Here is a 16,398-nt window from a genome sequence, read left to right as displayed (position 1 = left end):
CGCGCATCCTGATGAGGGTGCGCGTTTTTTGTGAGGTGAGGTGTGTGGTCGCGTCGAGCGGGCCGGTGCGGACTCGAGGGCGAGGGGTGTCCTGCTTGGTCGCGATTCCGGTGTCGCTCTGCGACACGTTGCTGGCGTGAGTTGGTCCGTGGGTTGAAACCCACGGCTACCATCCTTGACCGCTACGCCGTCGTAGAGGCGCGGCGCGGCGTCGCATCTGCGATCTCCCATCTATCATCTGCCATCGCCCTTCCACCTCACACCTTGCCTACGGATGCACCCTTCACCGTTTCCGGTGTGATCCATGCGTTGCCGCCGGGATTGGGGTCGCCGGCGGCGATGCGTTCGAGGCGTCGCACGACCAGCTTCGCGACGGCTTCGGGATCGACTCGGTAGCCGGTGATCTCCGGGACGAGGTGATCGAGGGATGGTTCCCAGCCGAGGGTGATGAGGCTGAGGTGGCGGGGGACTTGGAGGCCTTGGCTGGCGAGCCAGGTGAGGGCCGTCGCGGCCTGACGCGGGCGGGTGGCGATGATGGCGGTGGGGGGGCTTTTGAAATTCAGGGCGCGTGCGAGGACGCGACCGACACCGCCGGGAGAGCCGTTTTCCACCAGCACCGTGGCCTCGAAGCCGGGCTCGCCGAGTTCCATCACTCCGCGGACGGCCGCTTCCACGCCCATGAGCGCATCGGCGGGCGAAAGGACGACGACGCGGCGGTGCCCCATGCGCCACAGGTGCCCGGCGGCGTGATGGGCGGTGGCCTGCCAATCGACATCGAGGTGAGGCAAGCCGATACCCGGGTGCGGATAGCCGCGGATGAGGGCGGGGATGCGGCCCTTCATGAACCACCCCTGCACGGCCGCGGTGGAGCGCAGCAGCATCCACGCGCTGCAGCGTTGTTCTTCCACGAAGTCTTCCAGGCGCTTGGCCGGATTCTTCTGCTCATACCAACCCGGAGCAAAGACTTCGAGCGATCCGCCCTTGCTGGAAAGCGCTTCACGGACTTGATCGATCTCCAACAGCATCGGCTGCGGCAATTGCTCCAAGCGCCGGTGCGCGAGCAGGCCGATTCTCAAGGCTGCGGTCTTCTCCCGCACCGTCTCGCCACCGGCATCGATGACCCGGCGGCGTGCGCCGGCATCGGCTGCGGCGAGCACGCCGTCGCGCTCGAGCTGTTGGAGGGCGAGCCGGATGGTGTCGCGGCCGACTTGCAGTGTCTCGGCGAGGCGGCGTTCGCCGGGCAGGAGCTTCGGCCATTCGCCTGAGGCGATGCGCAGGTGCATCACGCGCACGCACTCGGCGACGAGGTTTCCGCGGGATGGCATCGGGGCTCCGGTCATGGCTATCACATCAGTCTCTCCCGATCGCGACTGAAGGCAAGATTCAACTGGTGGGGCGGGCCAACCACTTGTGAGGTGGTCTTCTTCACGGCGAAACCGCCTTGACCACGAAATCGACGATGGGCTTGGGATCGGGCAGGCTGTGCGGGTGGTGCTTGCCGCCGGGCTTGCGGATTACCTGGATCTCGCCGCCGAGCTTGCGATAGCGGGTTTCGACGAGGTCGATGTTCTCGGCCACCGGGACCACTTCGTCGGCATCGCCGACTATCGCGAGGATGGGGATGCGGGCCTTGGCGAGCGGCGCGAGGTTGTCCACGGGATTGCTTTTCCACGCGAGGGCCGCGGCTTCGTCAGGGAAGTTGTAGGTTTTGATCAATCGCTGCCAATCGGGGGGCGATCCCGGGCCCTTGCCCTTGCCGCCGGGCCAGCTCTTGAAGTCGCAAACCGGGGCATCGACATAGAGGGCCGTGGTTTGGTCGGGATGGAGGGCGGCCCAGTTGAAGGCGAATAGGCCGCCGCGGCTGAAGCCCTCGAGGACGGTCTTCTTGGAGAGCGAAAAGTGCAGGGTGACAAACGCATGGAAGCGATCCATGGCCTGGAGGGCCACGGGCGCGCCGTAGAGATTCTGCAGGTCCACGTAAGCGACGTGGAAGCCCTTGCCTAACAGCGCGATGTCGCCCTGTGGCTCATGGCCGAAGAATTCGGTGCGCCAGATCCATGGCTGGCCGGCCGCCGACGTCTTGGGACGGATGAGCAGCGAGGCCCGGCCGGCGAGGTGGAAATCGAGCCGGTCGTAGCCATTCCAAGACGAGGATTTCATCGAGGCGAAGGCCTGATAGTCTCCTAACAATGCTGTCGCCTGCGTGTTGGCGGGTTCCAAGGGCTGGCCCGTGGGGATGCCGGGCCTCTGGTGCTTGGTGGCCGTGAGCCAGGCGTGCTTCAACAGATCCTGGCGTTCTTTCAGAGTCCGGAACGCCTGGCCCTCGGCGAACTCGGGCTTGCCGGGAAGCTTAAGCAGCGGCCAGAGTCCGGTGCAGGCAGCCTCGGCGATGAAGCGGTGGCCCGCATCGCCGGGATGGATGCCATCGCCGGCATAGACGAAGGCGGGATCCTTTGCCTTCGCCGCGGCGACCGAGGCGCGCAATCCCGGGCGGATGTCCACGGCTTCCCACCCCCGCCCGTTTTGTGAGACCAGCCATTCGGCAAAGCGGTCGAGAGTGACGTCGTAACGCGCGGGATCGGGCGTGGGCTTGTCCACCTTATGAAGCGGTGGGGTGAGGAAGATCACCCGGGCACCGGCCTTTTCGGCCTCCACCTTCAAGCGGGTGAGGCCTTTCTGATAGGCCGCTTCCCGTGCGGGGTCGGGCGGCAGCATGATGCCGTCATTCATGCCATAGCAGGCGATGATGAGCGTGGGCTTGAAGGCGGGGAGCACGCGGCCGAGACGTTCGTGAAGGCCGGGGCGGGGGAACTTGCCGCCGGCGTGGCCTTCTTCGGAGAGGCCGGAGACGGTCTCGCTCGGCAGGCCCATGTTGACGATCTCGGCGTCCTTGAACTCGGCGGTGTTTCGCAGGGCGGACTCCACGAGAGTGGTCCAGCGGCCGTCGAAGGTGATGCTGTCGCCCAGGAAGAGCACCTTGGCTTCGGCGCGGAGAATCAGGGGCAGCAGGAACAGAAGGGCGAGGAGCGGTTTCATCGGCTGGATGGGAAACGCGGGATGGGCACGGATTCTAGCAGCGGACTCGCCGGTCGGGAGAGCAAACCGGATAGGAAAGCTTGCCGGGGCGAGGAAGGATCGGTGAAGTCCATGAGTTGAGTCCAAAAATGTCCCGTATTCTCATCGCACTTCTCATGCTAGGTGTTCACGCGCACGCCGGGATCGAGGTGTCGCGTTCCGTGGTGCCGATTTTCAACGATGGCACGGAGTCGCGGGTGGCGGAGTTCACTTTCGAGATCGACCGGCTGCGAGTTGTGAAATCGGTCCATCTGTCCGGTGAGGGTTCCACGGATTTTGCCGATCTCGCAGAGGTTGGCATGCGGCATCTGAGAAAGGAGGGCGACCGGTGGATGACGGAGACGACCAAATTCCAGGAAGCGACGGAACTGGACGTGCGCATGGAGTTTCCGGCGGGGAGCCATCGTTGTGAGCTCGTGGTGAAGACCCGGCCCGGGGCGGATCTGACGCATCGTCTCGGCCTGAGGGTGGAGGCGATCGAGTTCGTGGATGGTGAGACGATGCGGGCAGAGAAGGCATCGGGTAGGCATGCGCCGCGATTCGCGTATCGGATTCATCGCAAGGGCGATCATGGCTGCGATACGTTTCGCATTCCCGGCTTGGCGCGTGCCAAGGATGGCTCGCTGCTGGCGGTCTATGACATGCGCTATGAAAGCTCTCACGACTTGCAGGGGCACATGGACATCGGGCTGTCGCGCTCGACCGATGGTGGCAAGACGTGGTTCGCGCCGCGGCCGATCCTGGACATGGGCGAGCATGGCGGGAAGCCGCAGCGCGAGAACGGCTGCTCCGACGCGAATATCCTGGTGGATTCGCAAAGCGGGCGCGTTTTCGTCTCGGCGGTGTGGACGCATGGCCGGCCGGGCACGCACCAGTGGCGGGGGAGGGGCTCGGAGCCGGGGCTAGGCATCCATGAGACCAGCCAATTCGTGTGCGTTCACTCCGACGATCACGGCGTGACGTGGAGCGAACCGGTGAATCTAACAAGCCAGCTCAAGCGGCCGGAGTGGTGGCTATTCGCACCCGCCCCCGGCAATGGCATCACCCTGGGCGATGGGACGCTGGTGACGCCGACGCAGGGCCGCGATGAAAGCGGACTGCCGTTCTCCAACCTCATCGTCAGCAAGGACCACGGGAAAAGCTGGACGGTTTCCGCGCCCGCTCGGAGCGATACGACCGAGTGTGCGGTGGCGGATGCCGGGGATGGATCGCTGATCTTCTCGATGCGCGACAATCGCAACCGCGAAAACAAGGGCGATACCAACGGGCGCGCGGTTTCGGTCACCCGCGATCTTGGTGCGACCTGGGCAATTCATCCGGCCGATCATGGGGCTTTGCCGGAGCCGGTGTGCATGGCGAGCCTGATTTCGCATCGGCTGCCTGATGGGCGGACCGTTCTGCTATTCTCGAATCCGCGCGACAAGCAACAGCGCCGGAACCTTACCATTCAGGCGAGTCTCGATGGCGGGAAGACATGGCCGAAGGAGCACCACGTGCTGCTCGATGACGGCACCGGCTACGGGTATTCTTCGCTGGCGATGGCGGATGACTCGACGGTCGGCATCCTCTTCGAATCCTCGGTGGCCGACATGATCTTCCTGAGGGTCCCGCTTGCGGACATTGTGCAGCCATGAACTTGCAGCGATCCGGTTGGCTCACCCGACCAGTCGCCGCGGCTGTCCGACAGCTGCAGGGTGGGAAAAATCCCCTCGTCCGCTCCCGACGGGGTGGCTTTCTTGGAATGAACCCGCCGCATCTTACCCGACCTCTCGCCGCCGCCGCTGCGCTGGCTGCCATGCCCGTGCGCGCCGAGGTGACGGTCCTTCCCCCGGTGCCGGATGCGGTCGGGTTCGCCGGGGCCTTCGCGGGCGTCCACGGCGGGCAACTGATCGCCGGTGGCGGGGCGAATTTCCCGGACGGCACGATGCCGTGGGACGGCGGGAAGAAGGTCTGGCATGAGCGCCTTTTCGCGCTCGATCTCAAGCAATCCGGTGCGACGTGGCAGGAGGCGGGAAAGCTGCCCGCACCGAATGGCTATGGGGTCTCGCTGACCGTGCCGGAGGGCGTGCTGCTGATCGGCGGCGGTGATGTGAAGGAGCATTTCCGCGAGGTGAAGCTGATGACCTACTCTAACGGAACGACCGCCTTTCGTGAGTTGGCTGCACTGCCGGTGCCGCTCGCGCAGATGGCCGGTGCGGTGACGGGTCGCCGGGTGCATGTCTGCGGTGGCATCGAGAAGCCGGACGCGACCGCGGCGAGCGCCGGTCACTGGATGTTCGACCTGGATGCGATGGACAAGGGCTGGCAGACGCTGCCCCCGCTGCCCGGTCCCGGGCGGATCCTGGCGACGGCTGCGGGCATCGGTGGTGACTTCATTCTCACCGGTGGCTGTTCGCTTGCTGCCGATGCCGCGGGCAAGCCGGTCCGCACCTATCTCCGCGACGCGTGGAAGTTCTCTGGCGGGCAGTGGCAGCGCCTCGCCGACATGCCGCGTGCCTCGGTGGCGGCGGCCTCGCCTGCGCCGGTGCGCGGCGATGCGCTATTCGTGATCTCCGGTGACGATGGCAAGCACGTGGGCTCGCCGAAGGATCACCGCGGCTTTACCCGCGGGATTCTCCGCTACGACGTCTCGGAGGATGCATGGTCATCCGCCGGTGAGCTGGATGCGCCCGCTCCGGTCACGCTGCCGACCGCGCCGTGGCGGGATGGTTTCATCCTTTTCAATGGTGAAGTGAAGCCGGGCGTGCGGACGCCGCAGGTGCTAATTTTCACCCCTCCCGAATCGTGAACGTGCCGTCCCGAGCCTGGCTGATCGTGGCACTGCTGGTGCCGGTCGCGCTGCTGAACTACCTGGACCGCCAGATGCTGGCGGCGATGAAGTTCTCGGTGATGGCCGACATTCCCGGCATCGGGCAGGAGGCGAACTGGGGGAAGATCCTCGCGCTATTCAAATGGACCTACGCGATCCTGAGCCCGATCGGTGGTTATCTGGCGGATCGTTTCAGCCGGCGTCATGTCATCGCGGGCAGCTTGTTCGTGTGGTCGCTGGTCACCTGGCTCACGGGGCATGTCACCAGCTATGAGCAATTGCTCGCGACCCGCGCGGTAATGGGGATCAGCGAGGCTTTTTACATTCCCGCGGCGCTCGCCTTGATCGCGGACTTTCACACCGGGCGCACGCGGTCGCGTGCGATCGGGCTGCACCAGATGGGCATCTACGTGGGCGTCATCATCGGCGGCTTCAGCGGCTACGTGGCGGATAGCCCGAACCTCGGCTGGCGTTGGGCGTTCGATGTCTGTGGTTTGATCGGCATTGCCTATGCGGTGCCGTTGCTGCTGCTGCTGAAAAACGCGCCGCGGTCGGCGGAATCCGAGGCCTTGCCAAGGACCTCTCCGGGTGCCGCGCTGAAGGAGCTGTTAGGCAATCGATCGTTCCTGCTGCTGGTGTTCTATTTCACCCTGCCGGCGCTGGCCGGGTGGGTGGTGCGCGACTGGATGCCAGCGATTCTCAAGTCGGAATTCGGCATCGGCCAAGGGAAGGCCGGGGTGTCTGCGACGCTCTACTGGCAGGTCGCGGCCATCATCGGCGCGATCATCGGTGGTGTGCTGGCCGATCGCTGGATGGAGAAGACCCCGCGCGGCCGGATATTCATCAGCGCCATCGGCATGTCGCTGATCGTGCCGGCGATGTTCGGCGTGGGCTATGCGCCGCAGACCGGGCACCTGTGGGTGGCGATCGCGTTCCTGATGCTCTTCGGGCTCGGCTGGGGATTCTTCGACTCCAACAACATGCCGATCCTGTGCCAGATCGCGCGGCCGGAACTGCGCGCCACCGGCTACGGGCTTATGAATTTCGTGAGCATCAGTTGCGGTGGCTTCGCCGACTATGGATTCGGCGTACTGCGCGACCGCCATGTGCCGCTCTTCGGCATCTTCAGCATCTTCGCCAGTGCGGCCGTGCTTTCGGTCGTGCTCGTGCTCCTGATCCGGCCGCGCGATGCGGATGCCGGTGCCGCGCCCTTGGCTCGCTGACTTTTATTTTATGAATCCGCAACCTCTTCACGAACTCGTCGTCGCCACCCATTCGCCATTTCACGCGGATGGATCACTGGCCCCGGAGGTCGTTCCGTTCCAAGCTGCTTTCCTTGCTGCGAATGGCATCCGCACGGTCTTCATCACCGGCTCCACGGGTGAGTCGCATTCGCTGACCTGCGCGGAGCGGCTGGCGCTCTACGATGCGTGGGCGACGGCCGGACCGGAGCACGGGCTGCGGGTCATCGCGCATGTCGGGAGCAATTGCGTGGAGGACGCCAAGGCGCTGGCCCGGCGGGCTGAGAAGCACGGCTTCTCCGCGATCAGCGCGCTGGCTCCGTCCTACTATAAGCCTGGTAGTCTCACCGCGCTGATCGATTGCTGTGCTGCCATTGCCGCGGACGCGCCGATGACGCCCTTCTACTACTACGACATCCCCGCGTTGACGGGCGTGAGCTTTCCAATGGAGCGTTTCCTCGTGGAAGCGCCCGCGCGGATTCCCACGCTGGCGGGGATCAAGTTCACCAATCCGGATCTGGTTTCCTATCGCCGCTCGCTCGAGGTGGCGGGTCGACTCGACCTGCCGTGGGGCGTGGATGAAACATTACTCTCGGCCTTGGCCGCCGGCGCGAAGGGCGGGGTGGGCTCCACCTACAACTGGGCGCCGGAGCTCTACCGCAATCTCATCGCCGCGCATGCCCGCGGCGACTTCGAGGAAGCGCGGCGCTTGCAATCGATCTCGATCGCGATGGTGGATGCCATCGCCGCCACCGGCTTCCTGGGCACCGCGAAGGCACTGATGGAGCGACTCGGCGTGCCGGTCGGCCCGGCGCGCTTGCCCTTGGGAAATCCGAGCGCGGCCCAGGTCGATGTGCTGATGGAGCAGTTGGAGAGCCTCGGTTTTGCAGCCTGGGGCGCGAGGGCGCTTGAGGTGGCGCTGCCGTGAGCCGTGGGATGGCGAGCGCGCCGGAAGACTCAAGCCAGAGCTCCGGAGCATCGCTCCGAGCACCAGCCTTCCACCGCCGCCTTGATCATGTCCCGCACTTCCCTTGCCGCTGCCAGTCGCTCCTCCGGAGTTCCAGTCGCGGCGGAGGGGTCGGGAAAGGACCATTGGTGGCGTTTCACCAAGCCGGGGAAGACCGGGCAACGCTCGGCTGCGGCGGTGTCGCAGACGGCGATCACATGCGAATAGAGTTTCCCGGACTTGAAGAGATCGAAGACCGCCTTCGTCGACTTCTGCGAGATATCGATGCCGATTTCACGCATCGCCTCAACGGCATACGGATTCAGCTCTCCCGGTTCCAGTCCCGCGCTCTCGGCGATGAAGTGGTCCGGGCACGTCGCATTCATCAGCGCCTCCGCCATCTGGCTGCGCGCGCTATTGTGGACGCAGATGAAGAGGATCTTCTCCGTCATGGCAGCGCGGGTTGGGCGAGCGCGTCCCGTCGTCCTGCGGCGTAGGCGTCGAAGACGCGCTTGATCTCATCCCGCACGCGGCGGAAGACGGTCATCTGCTCGTCCTCGCTGCCGGTGGCGTGGGCGGGATCGTCGAAGCCCCAGTGATGGCGGTTCATTTGGCCGGGGAACATCGGGCAGACTTGATCGGCATTGCCGCAGACGGTGATGACGGTCTCGATGTCCGAGGACAGGAATTCGTCGAGGTGCTTCGAGTGGTGGGTGGAGATATCGATGCCGATTTCCGCGAGGGCGCGGATCGCCAGCGGATGGACGTAGCCGGCGGGTTTCGAGCCGGCGCTTTGGACATCGAGCGCGTCACCGGCGGCGGCGCGGAGGATGCCTTCGGCCATGTGGGAGCGGCAGGAATTGCCGGTGCAGAGGATGAGGACGGTTGGTTTCATGAAGGGGTGCATTTGCCACCGCAGCAGCCGGAGTCGCGGACGCCGATGCACAGCGGCACGGCGAGCAGGGCGCCAAGAATGGTGGCGACGGGGTAGAGCCAGAGGTGCTCGATGTGACCGCTGACCAAGGCGGGGGCCAGTGAACGGGCGGGATTCATCGAGGCTCCGCAGATCGGGCCGGCGAACATGGCTTCAAGGCCGACGGTCGCGCCGATGGCCATGCCCGCGGTGATGCCTTTCTCCTTCGCGCCGGTGGACACGCTCAGGATGACAAGCATCAGCGCGGCGGTGAGCACGATCTCCAGCGTGAAGCTCTGCGCCACGCTCCCGGCGGGCAGGGTGGCTCCCAGCGTGCCGGCATCGGGAAAGAGGCCTTTCAATAGTCCGCTGGCAGCGAAGGCACCGGCGAATTGCGCGGCCAAGTACAAGGGCACCTCGCGCCATGGGAAGCGCTTTGCGACGGAGAAGGCCAGCGTTACCGCGGGATTGAGATGCGCACCACTGACATCGCCGAAGGCATGGATCATGGCCATGACCACCAGTCCGAAGGTCAGGGCGATCCCGGCATGGCCGATCGCGCCGCCGGAGACCTCATTGATGACGATGGCCCCCGTCCCCGCGAAGACGAGGAAGAAGGTCCCAAGGAACTCGGCAAGCGCCCTTTTCATGGGTCTAACAGCAGCCGGAAGGACCGCAGCACGGGGTGGATCCAATGGCCGGCAAGCGCCCGATCGGTGGCAGTCCGCAGAGCTCGGGTGCGAGGCACTCGGTGTGCTTGTGGGCTAGCACCAGCACCACGGCTTCCTCCGACACCTCGTGCCCGGAGATGGTGTACTGCGAGATCACGCGATCCTCGTATTCGACCTCTACCGGCACCGATTCGTCGGGAAGGTATGGCTGCGCCTTGCCAAGGATCGCGGCCAACTTTTGGGTCTCGATGCGATGGTCGTAGTCTTCGCCCACCCAGACCTGGAGTTGGCAGGCGATCGACTCGCGCAGCGTGCCGCCGCAATCGAGAAAGGTCTTCTGCACGCGTCCTACTTCGGTGACGTGGAAGGAAAGCGGCACCGCGGAACCGTCCGGCAGGCTGATGCGGAAGTGACGGCCGGCGTGCTCGCCGAGGAGCGTCTTGAGTTCGTGCAGGGTCATGAGCGGAGTGAGGAAGAGGAGGAGCGTCGCGGCCTCGCAAGCTGCTTGGGGCCGGGGCAGCAACTGCCCTCGCGGGCTGTGAGGCGTGCGTGGGTCTTGCTGTCATCCTCGGCCCACGTGGGCTCCGGCTTCTCGATGCCGGCCTCAAGTGCGCGGAAAAGCTTCAGGAATTTCGCCTGCACCCGGAAGTAGGTCCACTTCTCGCACTTCTCGGATTCCAGCAAGCCCGCGCGGCGGATGACCTGGACGTGGCTGGAGACGGAGGACTGCGGCATGCCGAGGATGTCCGCGAGTTCGCAGACGCACAGGGCATCGTGCGAGACCAGGCGGACGATGCGCCAGCGGATCGGATCTCCGAGAGCGCGGCAAGTTTCGACGGGATTCATCGTGACGGCAGAACTCGTAACGAGTAATTACGTTACGACAAGGGATTTATCGAGGCGTGCGTCTGGAAGCCCATGAGAACCGTGCCTACTTCCCGGCGAGATCCCGCTCAAGGGTGAGATTCAGGCCGATGCGCGGTCGGTCCCGGACGTATTCGTCGATCTCGCGTCGGTCTGACCTGGGATCCGTGGTCCCCGTGGCGGAATGAGTTTCAGGGAAGATCGTGCCGCGGAGAGTGTCGTGAAGCCAGTGGATTGGACGCTCTCTTGAATCGTGAGATACTTTTCCCCGCTTCGGGGGTTTGATCCGGAACCGCTGGAGACTTTCTCTTGAAGGTCTCTCGCGGCGCGCCTTCTCTTCTCTTTTCCCATCCCATGAAACTCCGCCTACTTGCCCTGTGTGGGGCTCTCTTCGCCTCCGTGGAGGCCGCCGATCCCGTCTTCTCCGGCCCTCAGCAGGGCGAAAAGACGACGCCCTTCAAGGTGGTGGAACTCACCGGGGAGAATGCGGCCAAGGAGCGCGACGTGATCGCCGAGAATGCCGGCGGGGCCACGGCCATCGTGTTCATGCACGGCATCGAGCGCTCGATGATGCCGCTGCTGCGCGTGGTGGATGAATACGGGGCGCTGCGGAAGGACGCTCTCAAGACGGAGATCATTTTCCTGGCTGCCGACCGCCTCGAAGGCGAGCAGCGGGCGAAGAACGCGACCAACTCGTTGAAGTTGCAATCGCGGGTGGGGCTTTCGCTGGACGGTGCGGAAGGCCCGGGGAACTACGGGCTGAACAAGGAGTGCCTGATGACCATCGTGATGGCGAAGGACAACACCGTGACGGCAAACTTTGCGCTCGGGCAGCCGGGGATCGCCGATGCCCCGAAGGTGCTGGAAGCGCTGGCGAAGGTCAGCGGCGACGCCACGCCGCCGACCGTGGAGGAATTGAACCAGCGCCACATGGCCCGCAATGGTGGTGGTCGTCGTGACGGCGACGGCATGCGTCGCGGCCCGGAGGGCGCGCCACGTCCGCCGGTGGATCTGAACCGCTTTGATTTGAACACCGAGGAAGGGCTCCGCGGAGCCGTCCAAGCGCTGATTGGCGAAGTCCAAGGCCTCCGTGCCGAACTGGCCGAGGTCCGCGGTGGTCCTCGCCCGCCGCAGCGCCCGATGCCTCGCGAAACCCCACCGGGGGACCCGCAGGGCGGCAAGGACCCTTTTCCAGGTGCGGTGCCTTCCGATCCCGAGCTGCAGGGAATGCTGCGGCGCTTCATCAAGCCGACCAATGACGACGCGACGGTGGATGCCGTGCTGGCCGAAGTCCGCGACCACATCAAGGACAGTGCCGATCTGAAACAGCAGGCGATCGACGGCTGGACCCGCGTGCTGCATTTCGGCGACCACTATGGCACCGAATACTCGCGCAAGGTGGGCCAGGCGTTTCTCGATGAGTTGAAGAAATGAGGGCTGCTCTCGCCAGTGCCGCGCTTCTGATGAGCCACGCGCTCGTCGTGGCAGCGGAGCATGCGCCGGCGTTCCAGTCGGATGTGCTGCCGGTGCTGACGCGCGCCGGTTGCAATGCGGGGGCTTGTCACGGGGCCGCCAGTGGGCAGGGCGGGTTTCGCCTCAGCCTCTTTGGCTACGATCCGGAGTCCGACTACGAGCGCATCACGCGCGAGTTTGGCGGGCGACGCATCGATCTGGCGCGGCCTGAGGACAGCTTGCTCCTGCGCAAGGCATCGGAAACCGAAGTCGACCACGAGGGCGGGCGCAAGCTGCGGGAGGGTTCTAACAACTATGCCTTGATCCGCGAATGGATTGCGGCCGGTGCGCCTGCCGGGCCGCCGGACTTGCAAGTGACCGGCATTGCGGTGGAGCCGCAGGATTTGCTGGCGAGGGGTTCCGGTGAAACGCGGCAGATTGTGGTTACCGCGACCTTGTCGGATGGGTCGAAGCGCGAGGTTTCGCCGCTCGCGCTCTACACCGCGAATGACGATGCGGTGGCCGGGGTGACTAAGTCGGGCAAGTTGACGGTGACCGGTCGTGGCCTCACCAGCATCATGGTCCGCTACGGCGGGCAGGTGGCGGCGGTGCGGGTTGCCGCGCCGTTGGAGGGAGCGGGCATGGCAGACGACGGGTTTCGGCCCGCGAACTTCATCGACGAGCACATCCGCGCTGAGTTTGTACGGCTGCATGTTTCTCCAGCGTCGCTTTGCGATGATGCGGAGTTCCTGCGGCGGGCGTATCTGGATCTTACCGGACGGCTGCCCGATGAGGCGATCACGCGTGCCTTTTTGAACGAGCCCGCCTCTGCCGAGCGGCGGATGAGACTCATCGATGAGCTGCTGGGGAGTGAAGCCTTCGTGGATTTCTGGACCATGAAGCTGGCCGATCTGGTGCTGCTAAATGGACAGGGGGGCGCAGCGAAATCCTGGCACGGCTGGCTTCGCGAGCAGGTCGCTGGCAACGTGTCCTTTGATCAGGTCGCGATCACGTTGGTGACGGCGTCGGGTAATCCGGCGACGAATGGTCCCGCGGGATTCATGAATTTGGCGACGGACCCGCGCGATTTGTCCGAGCATGTGGCGCGGATTTTTCTCGGTTTGCAAATCGGCTGTGCGCGCTGCCATGCTCATCCCGCGGACCGCTGGACGCAGGAGGACTACCATCGCTTTGCCGCGTTTTTCGCGCGTCTCAGCCGCGATGGCGGGGTGGTCCGTGCCGTCGACCGCGGCGAGGTGGATCACCCGAAGAGCGGGCTCCCGCTTGAGCCAAGGGCGCTCGGCGCATCTGATGTCGAGATTCCGCAAGGCTCCGATCGCCGGCTCGCGCTGGCTGCGTGGATGACGGATCCGGCGAATCCATTCTTTGCCCGCACGGTGGTGAACCGGGTCTGGAAACATCTGCTGGGCCGCGGTCTGGTCGAGCCCGTGGATGACCTGCGGCCGACGAATCCTGCGACGCACCCGGCGCTGCTGGATGCGCTGGCAGCGGACTTCTCCGCGCATGGGCATGACCTGCGGCGGTTGATCCGGTTGATTGCTGCCTCGCGGACCTGGCAACTGGCCTCGCACGGTGGCTCCGCTGATCCGGCGGCGGCGCGGCTCTTTGCGCGGGCGCTGCACAAGGAATTGCCAGCCGCGGTTTTCGCCGACGCGGTCGCGCAGGTCACCGGTGTGCCGGATACGTTTGCCGGGGTTCCCGCAGGCACCCGTGCCGTGCAACTCATCAGCCCGGCCACGCCGTCACCGGCGCTCGATGTGCTTGGCCGTTGCGAACGAAAGCGCGCGTGCGACAGTTCCTCCCGCAGCGGCGGCGGCCTCGCGCAGGCGCTGCACCTGATCAATGGCAGCACCATCAATGACAAGCTCGCCGCGGGTCTCGGACTTGCTGCGGAACTTCCTGAAAAGACCAATCGCGAGGTCATCGAAACCCTCTACCTCCGCGCCTTCAGCCGCTATCCATCGCCGGGTGAAATGAATGCCTGGGATACCGTCCTGCCTGCCGGTGAAGGGCGCCCGGAAGCAGTTGCCGACCTCGTGTGGGTCGTCCTGAACTCCCGCGAATTCTCGGCCAATCACTGATCTAACAGCGCCATGAACCACCGCTCGTTTTTCCATCGCTGCGACGGCGTTTCCCGCCGGGACTTCTTGCATCTGGGGGTGCTGACCTCGTTCGGGCTGAGCTTGCCCGGCTTGCTGCGAATGCAGGCGGCGGCCGCGGAGACCGGCAAAGGGGCAGCACGGGCGAAGTCGTGCATCCTGATCTGGCTGGATGGCGGGCCGAGCCATCTTGACATGTTCGACCTCAAGCCGGAGGCACCGTCGGAGGTGCGCAGCCAGTTCAAGCCGATCGGCACCGCGGTGGCGGGCGTGCAGATTTGCGAGCATCTGCCACGGACCGCCGCAGTGATGAAGGACGTGGCATTGATCCGCTCGCTGACGCATGAGCTGGGCAATCACGACACCGGCACGCGCTTCCTTCTAACAGGCCACCGGCCGACGCCGGCGCTGGAGCATCCCAGCCTCGGCAGCCTGGTGGCGCAGGCCGCGGGAGCCGGTGGCACGATGCCTCCCTATGTGGCGATCCCGCACGATGGGGTGGGTGGGGATTCCAATGCGGCGCGATCGGGCTGGCTGCCGGGAGCATTCGCCGCCTTCAGCACCGGGCGCGATCCCTCGCGAGTCGATGGCTTGCAACTTCCGGAGGGCGTCAGTTTCGAGCGCAGCGCCAAACGTCACGCAATGCTGGAGAAAATGGATGCTCTTTCGCGGCAAGTGGAGCAGGGCCCGGGCGGCGCGAACCGCGATGCTTTCTATGAGCAAGCGTGGCGGCTGCTGTCCTCGCCGGAGGCCAAGGCCGCGTTCGACCTGTCCCGCGAATCCCCCCAGACCCGTGAGCGCTATGGCCCTGCGAACATCGGTGCGGGTTGCCTGTTGGCGCGGCGGTTGGTGGAGGCGGGTTCGCGCTTCGTTACCGTGGTGGATCCCGGCTGGGACATGCACCAGCAGATCTTCCGCGAGCTGCCCGACTCGCGCTTTCCCGGCAGTGGCAAGCTGCCCTCGCTCGATCGCGCCTATGCCGCGCTGCTGACCGACCTGCGCGAGCGCGGGCTGCTTGAGTCCACGCTGGTGGTGCTGATGGGGGAATTCGGCCGCACGCCGAAGCTGAATGCCATCGGTGGCCGCGACCACTGGCCCCGTGCGGGCTCGGTGCTGATGGCGGGCGGTGGCGTGCGCGGCGGCCAGGTCATCGGCGCGACGAATGGCTTCGGCGAATTTCCCGTGGATCGTCCGGTCGGGCCGCCGGATCTGGCGTTCTCCATCTTGAAACTGCTCGGCGTCGATCCGGGCGCGGAACTCATCACGCCATCGGGCCGTCCGATGAAGATGATGGGTGAAGGGAGCTTCATCCGGGAATTGCTATGAGGTCTGCCGTTCGCTGCATGATGGCCGGTGTTCTGGCGTGGATGGGTGGGTGCCTGACCTTGCCCGCCGTGCCGGTGACCGCGCTGGTCTATTCTCCCGATGGCAGCGCGCTGGTGAACAACGGCGACCGTGCCATTGAGGTGCGTTCGCCGAAGGATGCGACGGTGCAGCGGCGGATCGAGTGCCCGCTGCCGCGAGTCGCCGCGCTGGCCTTTTCGCCCGATGGGCACTGGCTGGTGGCGGCAGGCGGTGAGCCTGGCGTGCGCGGTGAGGCGGTGCTGTTCTCATGGCCCGAGGGCGTGCTGAAGCACCGCTTCGGCAAACATGAGGATCTTATCATGGGCGTGGCCATCGATCTTGCGGCCAAGCGTCTGGTCACCGCGTCGGCGGATCATTCCGCGAAAGTTTGGTCGCTGGGGGATGGGGTTGCACCCGCGGAATCGCTCATTCTCACCGGCCACTCTGCACCCGTGCTCGCGGTGGCATTCAGCCCCGGCGATGGCAGCATCGTCAGCGCCAGTGCCGACCGGTCGTTGAAGGTGTGGTCCGCGGCCGATGGCAAGCTCCTGCGTTCGCTGGGTCATCACACGGAGGCGGTTCATGCGCTGGCATTTCGTCCGTCGAGGGAAGGTCCGGCGACGTGTGCCAGTGCGGGCGACGACCGCACGGTGCGCGTCTGGCAGCCGGAGATCGGGCGGATGGTGCGCATCGTCCGCAATCACGATGGGCCGCTGCTGGCTCTCGCGTGGTCGCCGGATGGTCGTCATTTGTTCTCGGCGGGTCACGAAGGCCTCATCCGCCGCATCGACGGCGATAGCGACGGCGATAGCGACGGCATCGGGAAGGAGTGGGGCTCCGGTGCAGACTGGATCTACGCGCTCGGGGTGAGTCCCGATGGGAGCACGTTGGCCGCGGGGGATTGGACCGGCGGCGTGAAGTTGCACCCGTTGCCGCCGGCAGAGTGACGTTGGTGTCTGGTTT

Annotated in this window: 15 protein-coding genes; 8 read left to right on the top strand and 7 right to left on the bottom strand. The window is 65.4% G+C overall.

What is annotated here, in order from left to right; genetic code table 11:
* Positions 1-257: 257 nt before the first annotated feature.
* The gene (locus OKA05_RS24665) at positions 258-1,340 is read right to left on the bottom strand and encodes a substrate-binding domain-containing protein (protein ID WP_264489878.1); all 1,083 of its coding nucleotides are present in this window, start codon (positions 1,338-1,340) and stop codon (positions 258-260) included.
* Between the two features lie 85 nt (positions 1,341-1,425).
* Positions 1,426-3,036, bottom strand: a complete 1,611-nt coding sequence (locus OKA05_RS24660; protein ID WP_264489877.1) for a GDSL-type esterase/lipase family protein — start codon at positions 3,034-3,036, stop codon at positions 1,426-1,428.
* 128 nt (positions 3,037-3,164) lie between these two features.
* On the opposite strand from OKA05_RS24660, the gene OKA05_RS24655 reads away from it, so the two are divergent.
* The 4 genes from OKA05_RS24655 (at position 3,165) to OKA05_RS24640 (ending at position 8,053) form a co-directional block, all read left to right on the top strand.
* On the top strand, positions 3,165-4,709 hold the full coding sequence (locus OKA05_RS24655; protein ID WP_264489876.1) for a sialidase family protein: 1,545 nt from the start codon (positions 3,165-3,167) through the stop codon (positions 4,707-4,709).
* Positions 4,710-4,816: 107 nt separating this feature from the next.
* Complete coding sequence (locus OKA05_RS24650) at positions 4,817-5,863, top strand: tRNA wybutosine-synthesizing protein 4 beta-propeller domain-containing protein (RefSeq protein ID WP_264489875.1); 1,047 nt, start codon at positions 4,817-4,819, stop codon at positions 5,861-5,863.
* Positions 5,860-7,107 (top strand): MFS transporter, encoded by a 1,248-nt coding sequence (locus tag OKA05_RS24645; protein ID WP_264489874.1) that lies wholly within the window; start codon positions 5,860-5,862, stop codon positions 7,105-7,107. The genes OKA05_RS24650 and OKA05_RS24645 overlap by 4 nt, the downstream gene beginning before the upstream one ends.
* Before the next feature lie 10 nt (positions 7,108-7,117).
* Positions 7,118-8,053 carry a dihydrodipicolinate synthase family protein gene (locus OKA05_RS24640; protein ID WP_264489873.1) on the top strand — a complete coding sequence of 312 codons (936 nt, stop codon included), beginning with the start codon at positions 7,118-7,120 and terminating at the stop codon, positions 8,051-8,053.
* Between the two features lie 29 nt (positions 8,054-8,082).
* Here the strand turns inward: OKA05_RS24640 and OKA05_RS24635 are convergent, their stop codons facing one another.
* Genes OKA05_RS24635 through OKA05_RS24615 form a run of 5 tightly spaced genes read right to left on the bottom strand, consistent with a single transcriptional unit; the run spans position 8,083 to position 10,501 of the window.
* Positions 8,083-8,523 (bottom strand): arsenate reductase ArsC, encoded by a 441-nt coding sequence (locus OKA05_RS24635; RefSeq protein WP_264489872.1) that lies wholly within the window; start codon positions 8,521-8,523, stop codon positions 8,083-8,085.
* Positions 8,520-8,966, bottom strand: a complete 447-nt coding sequence (locus OKA05_RS24630) for an arsenate reductase ArsC (protein WP_264489871.1) — start codon at positions 8,964-8,966, stop codon at positions 8,520-8,522. The genes OKA05_RS24635 and OKA05_RS24630 overlap by 4 nt, the downstream gene beginning before the upstream one ends.
* Positions 8,963-9,634, bottom strand: a complete 672-nt coding sequence (locus OKA05_RS24625) for an MIP family channel protein (protein WP_264489870.1) — start codon at positions 9,632-9,634, stop codon at positions 8,963-8,965. The genes OKA05_RS24630 and OKA05_RS24625 overlap by 4 nt, the downstream gene beginning before the upstream one ends.
* A 4-nt stretch (positions 9,635-9,638) precedes the next feature.
* Complete coding sequence (locus OKA05_RS24620) at positions 9,639-10,115, bottom strand: DUF6428 family protein (RefSeq protein ID WP_264489869.1); 477 nt, start codon at positions 10,113-10,115, stop codon at positions 9,639-9,641.
* Complete coding sequence (locus OKA05_RS24615; RefSeq protein WP_264489868.1) at positions 10,112-10,501, bottom strand: ArsR/SmtB family transcription factor; 390 nt, start codon at positions 10,499-10,501, stop codon at positions 10,112-10,114. Before OKA05_RS24615 ends, OKA05_RS24620 begins: the two co-directional genes overlap by 4 nt.
* A 372-nt stretch (positions 10,502-10,873) precedes the next feature.
* Here OKA05_RS24615 and OKA05_RS24610 point away from each other — a divergent pair, with 372 nt between their 5' ends.
* The 4 genes from OKA05_RS24610 to OKA05_RS24595 are packed head-to-tail and all read left to right on the top strand — an operon-like array spanning position 10,874 to position 16,382.
* Positions 10,874-11,953 carry a hypothetical protein gene (locus tag OKA05_RS24610; protein WP_264489867.1) on the top strand — a complete coding sequence of 360 codons (1,080 nt, stop codon included), beginning with the start codon at positions 10,874-10,876 and terminating at the stop codon, positions 11,951-11,953.
* The gene (locus OKA05_RS24605; protein WP_264489866.1) at positions 11,950-14,073 is read left to right on the top strand and encodes a DUF1553 domain-containing protein; all 2,124 of its coding nucleotides are present in this window, start codon (positions 11,950-11,952) and stop codon (positions 14,071-14,073) included. Before OKA05_RS24610 ends, OKA05_RS24605 begins: the two co-directional genes overlap by 4 nt.
* Before the next feature lie 12 nt (positions 14,074-14,085).
* A complete protein-coding gene (locus OKA05_RS24600; RefSeq protein WP_264489865.1) occupies positions 14,086-15,417 on the top strand; it encodes a DUF1501 domain-containing protein in 1,332 nt (443 codons plus the stop codon).
* Complete coding sequence (locus OKA05_RS24595; RefSeq protein WP_264489864.1) at positions 15,414-16,382, top strand: WD40 repeat domain-containing protein; 969 nt, start codon at positions 15,414-15,416, stop codon at positions 16,380-16,382. The genes OKA05_RS24600 and OKA05_RS24595 overlap by 4 nt, the downstream gene beginning before the upstream one ends.
* The last annotated feature ends 16 nt before the right edge of the window (positions 16,383-16,398 follow it).

This window comes from Luteolibacter arcticus (genome assembly GCF_025950235.1).
Taxonomy (GTDB): Bacteria; Verrucomicrobiota; Verrucomicrobiia; order Verrucomicrobiales; family Akkermansiaceae; genus Haloferula; species Haloferula arctica.
The sequence above is the reverse complement of the archived record's forward strand: the minus strand, read 5'-3'. Positions and strand labels throughout refer to the sequence as shown.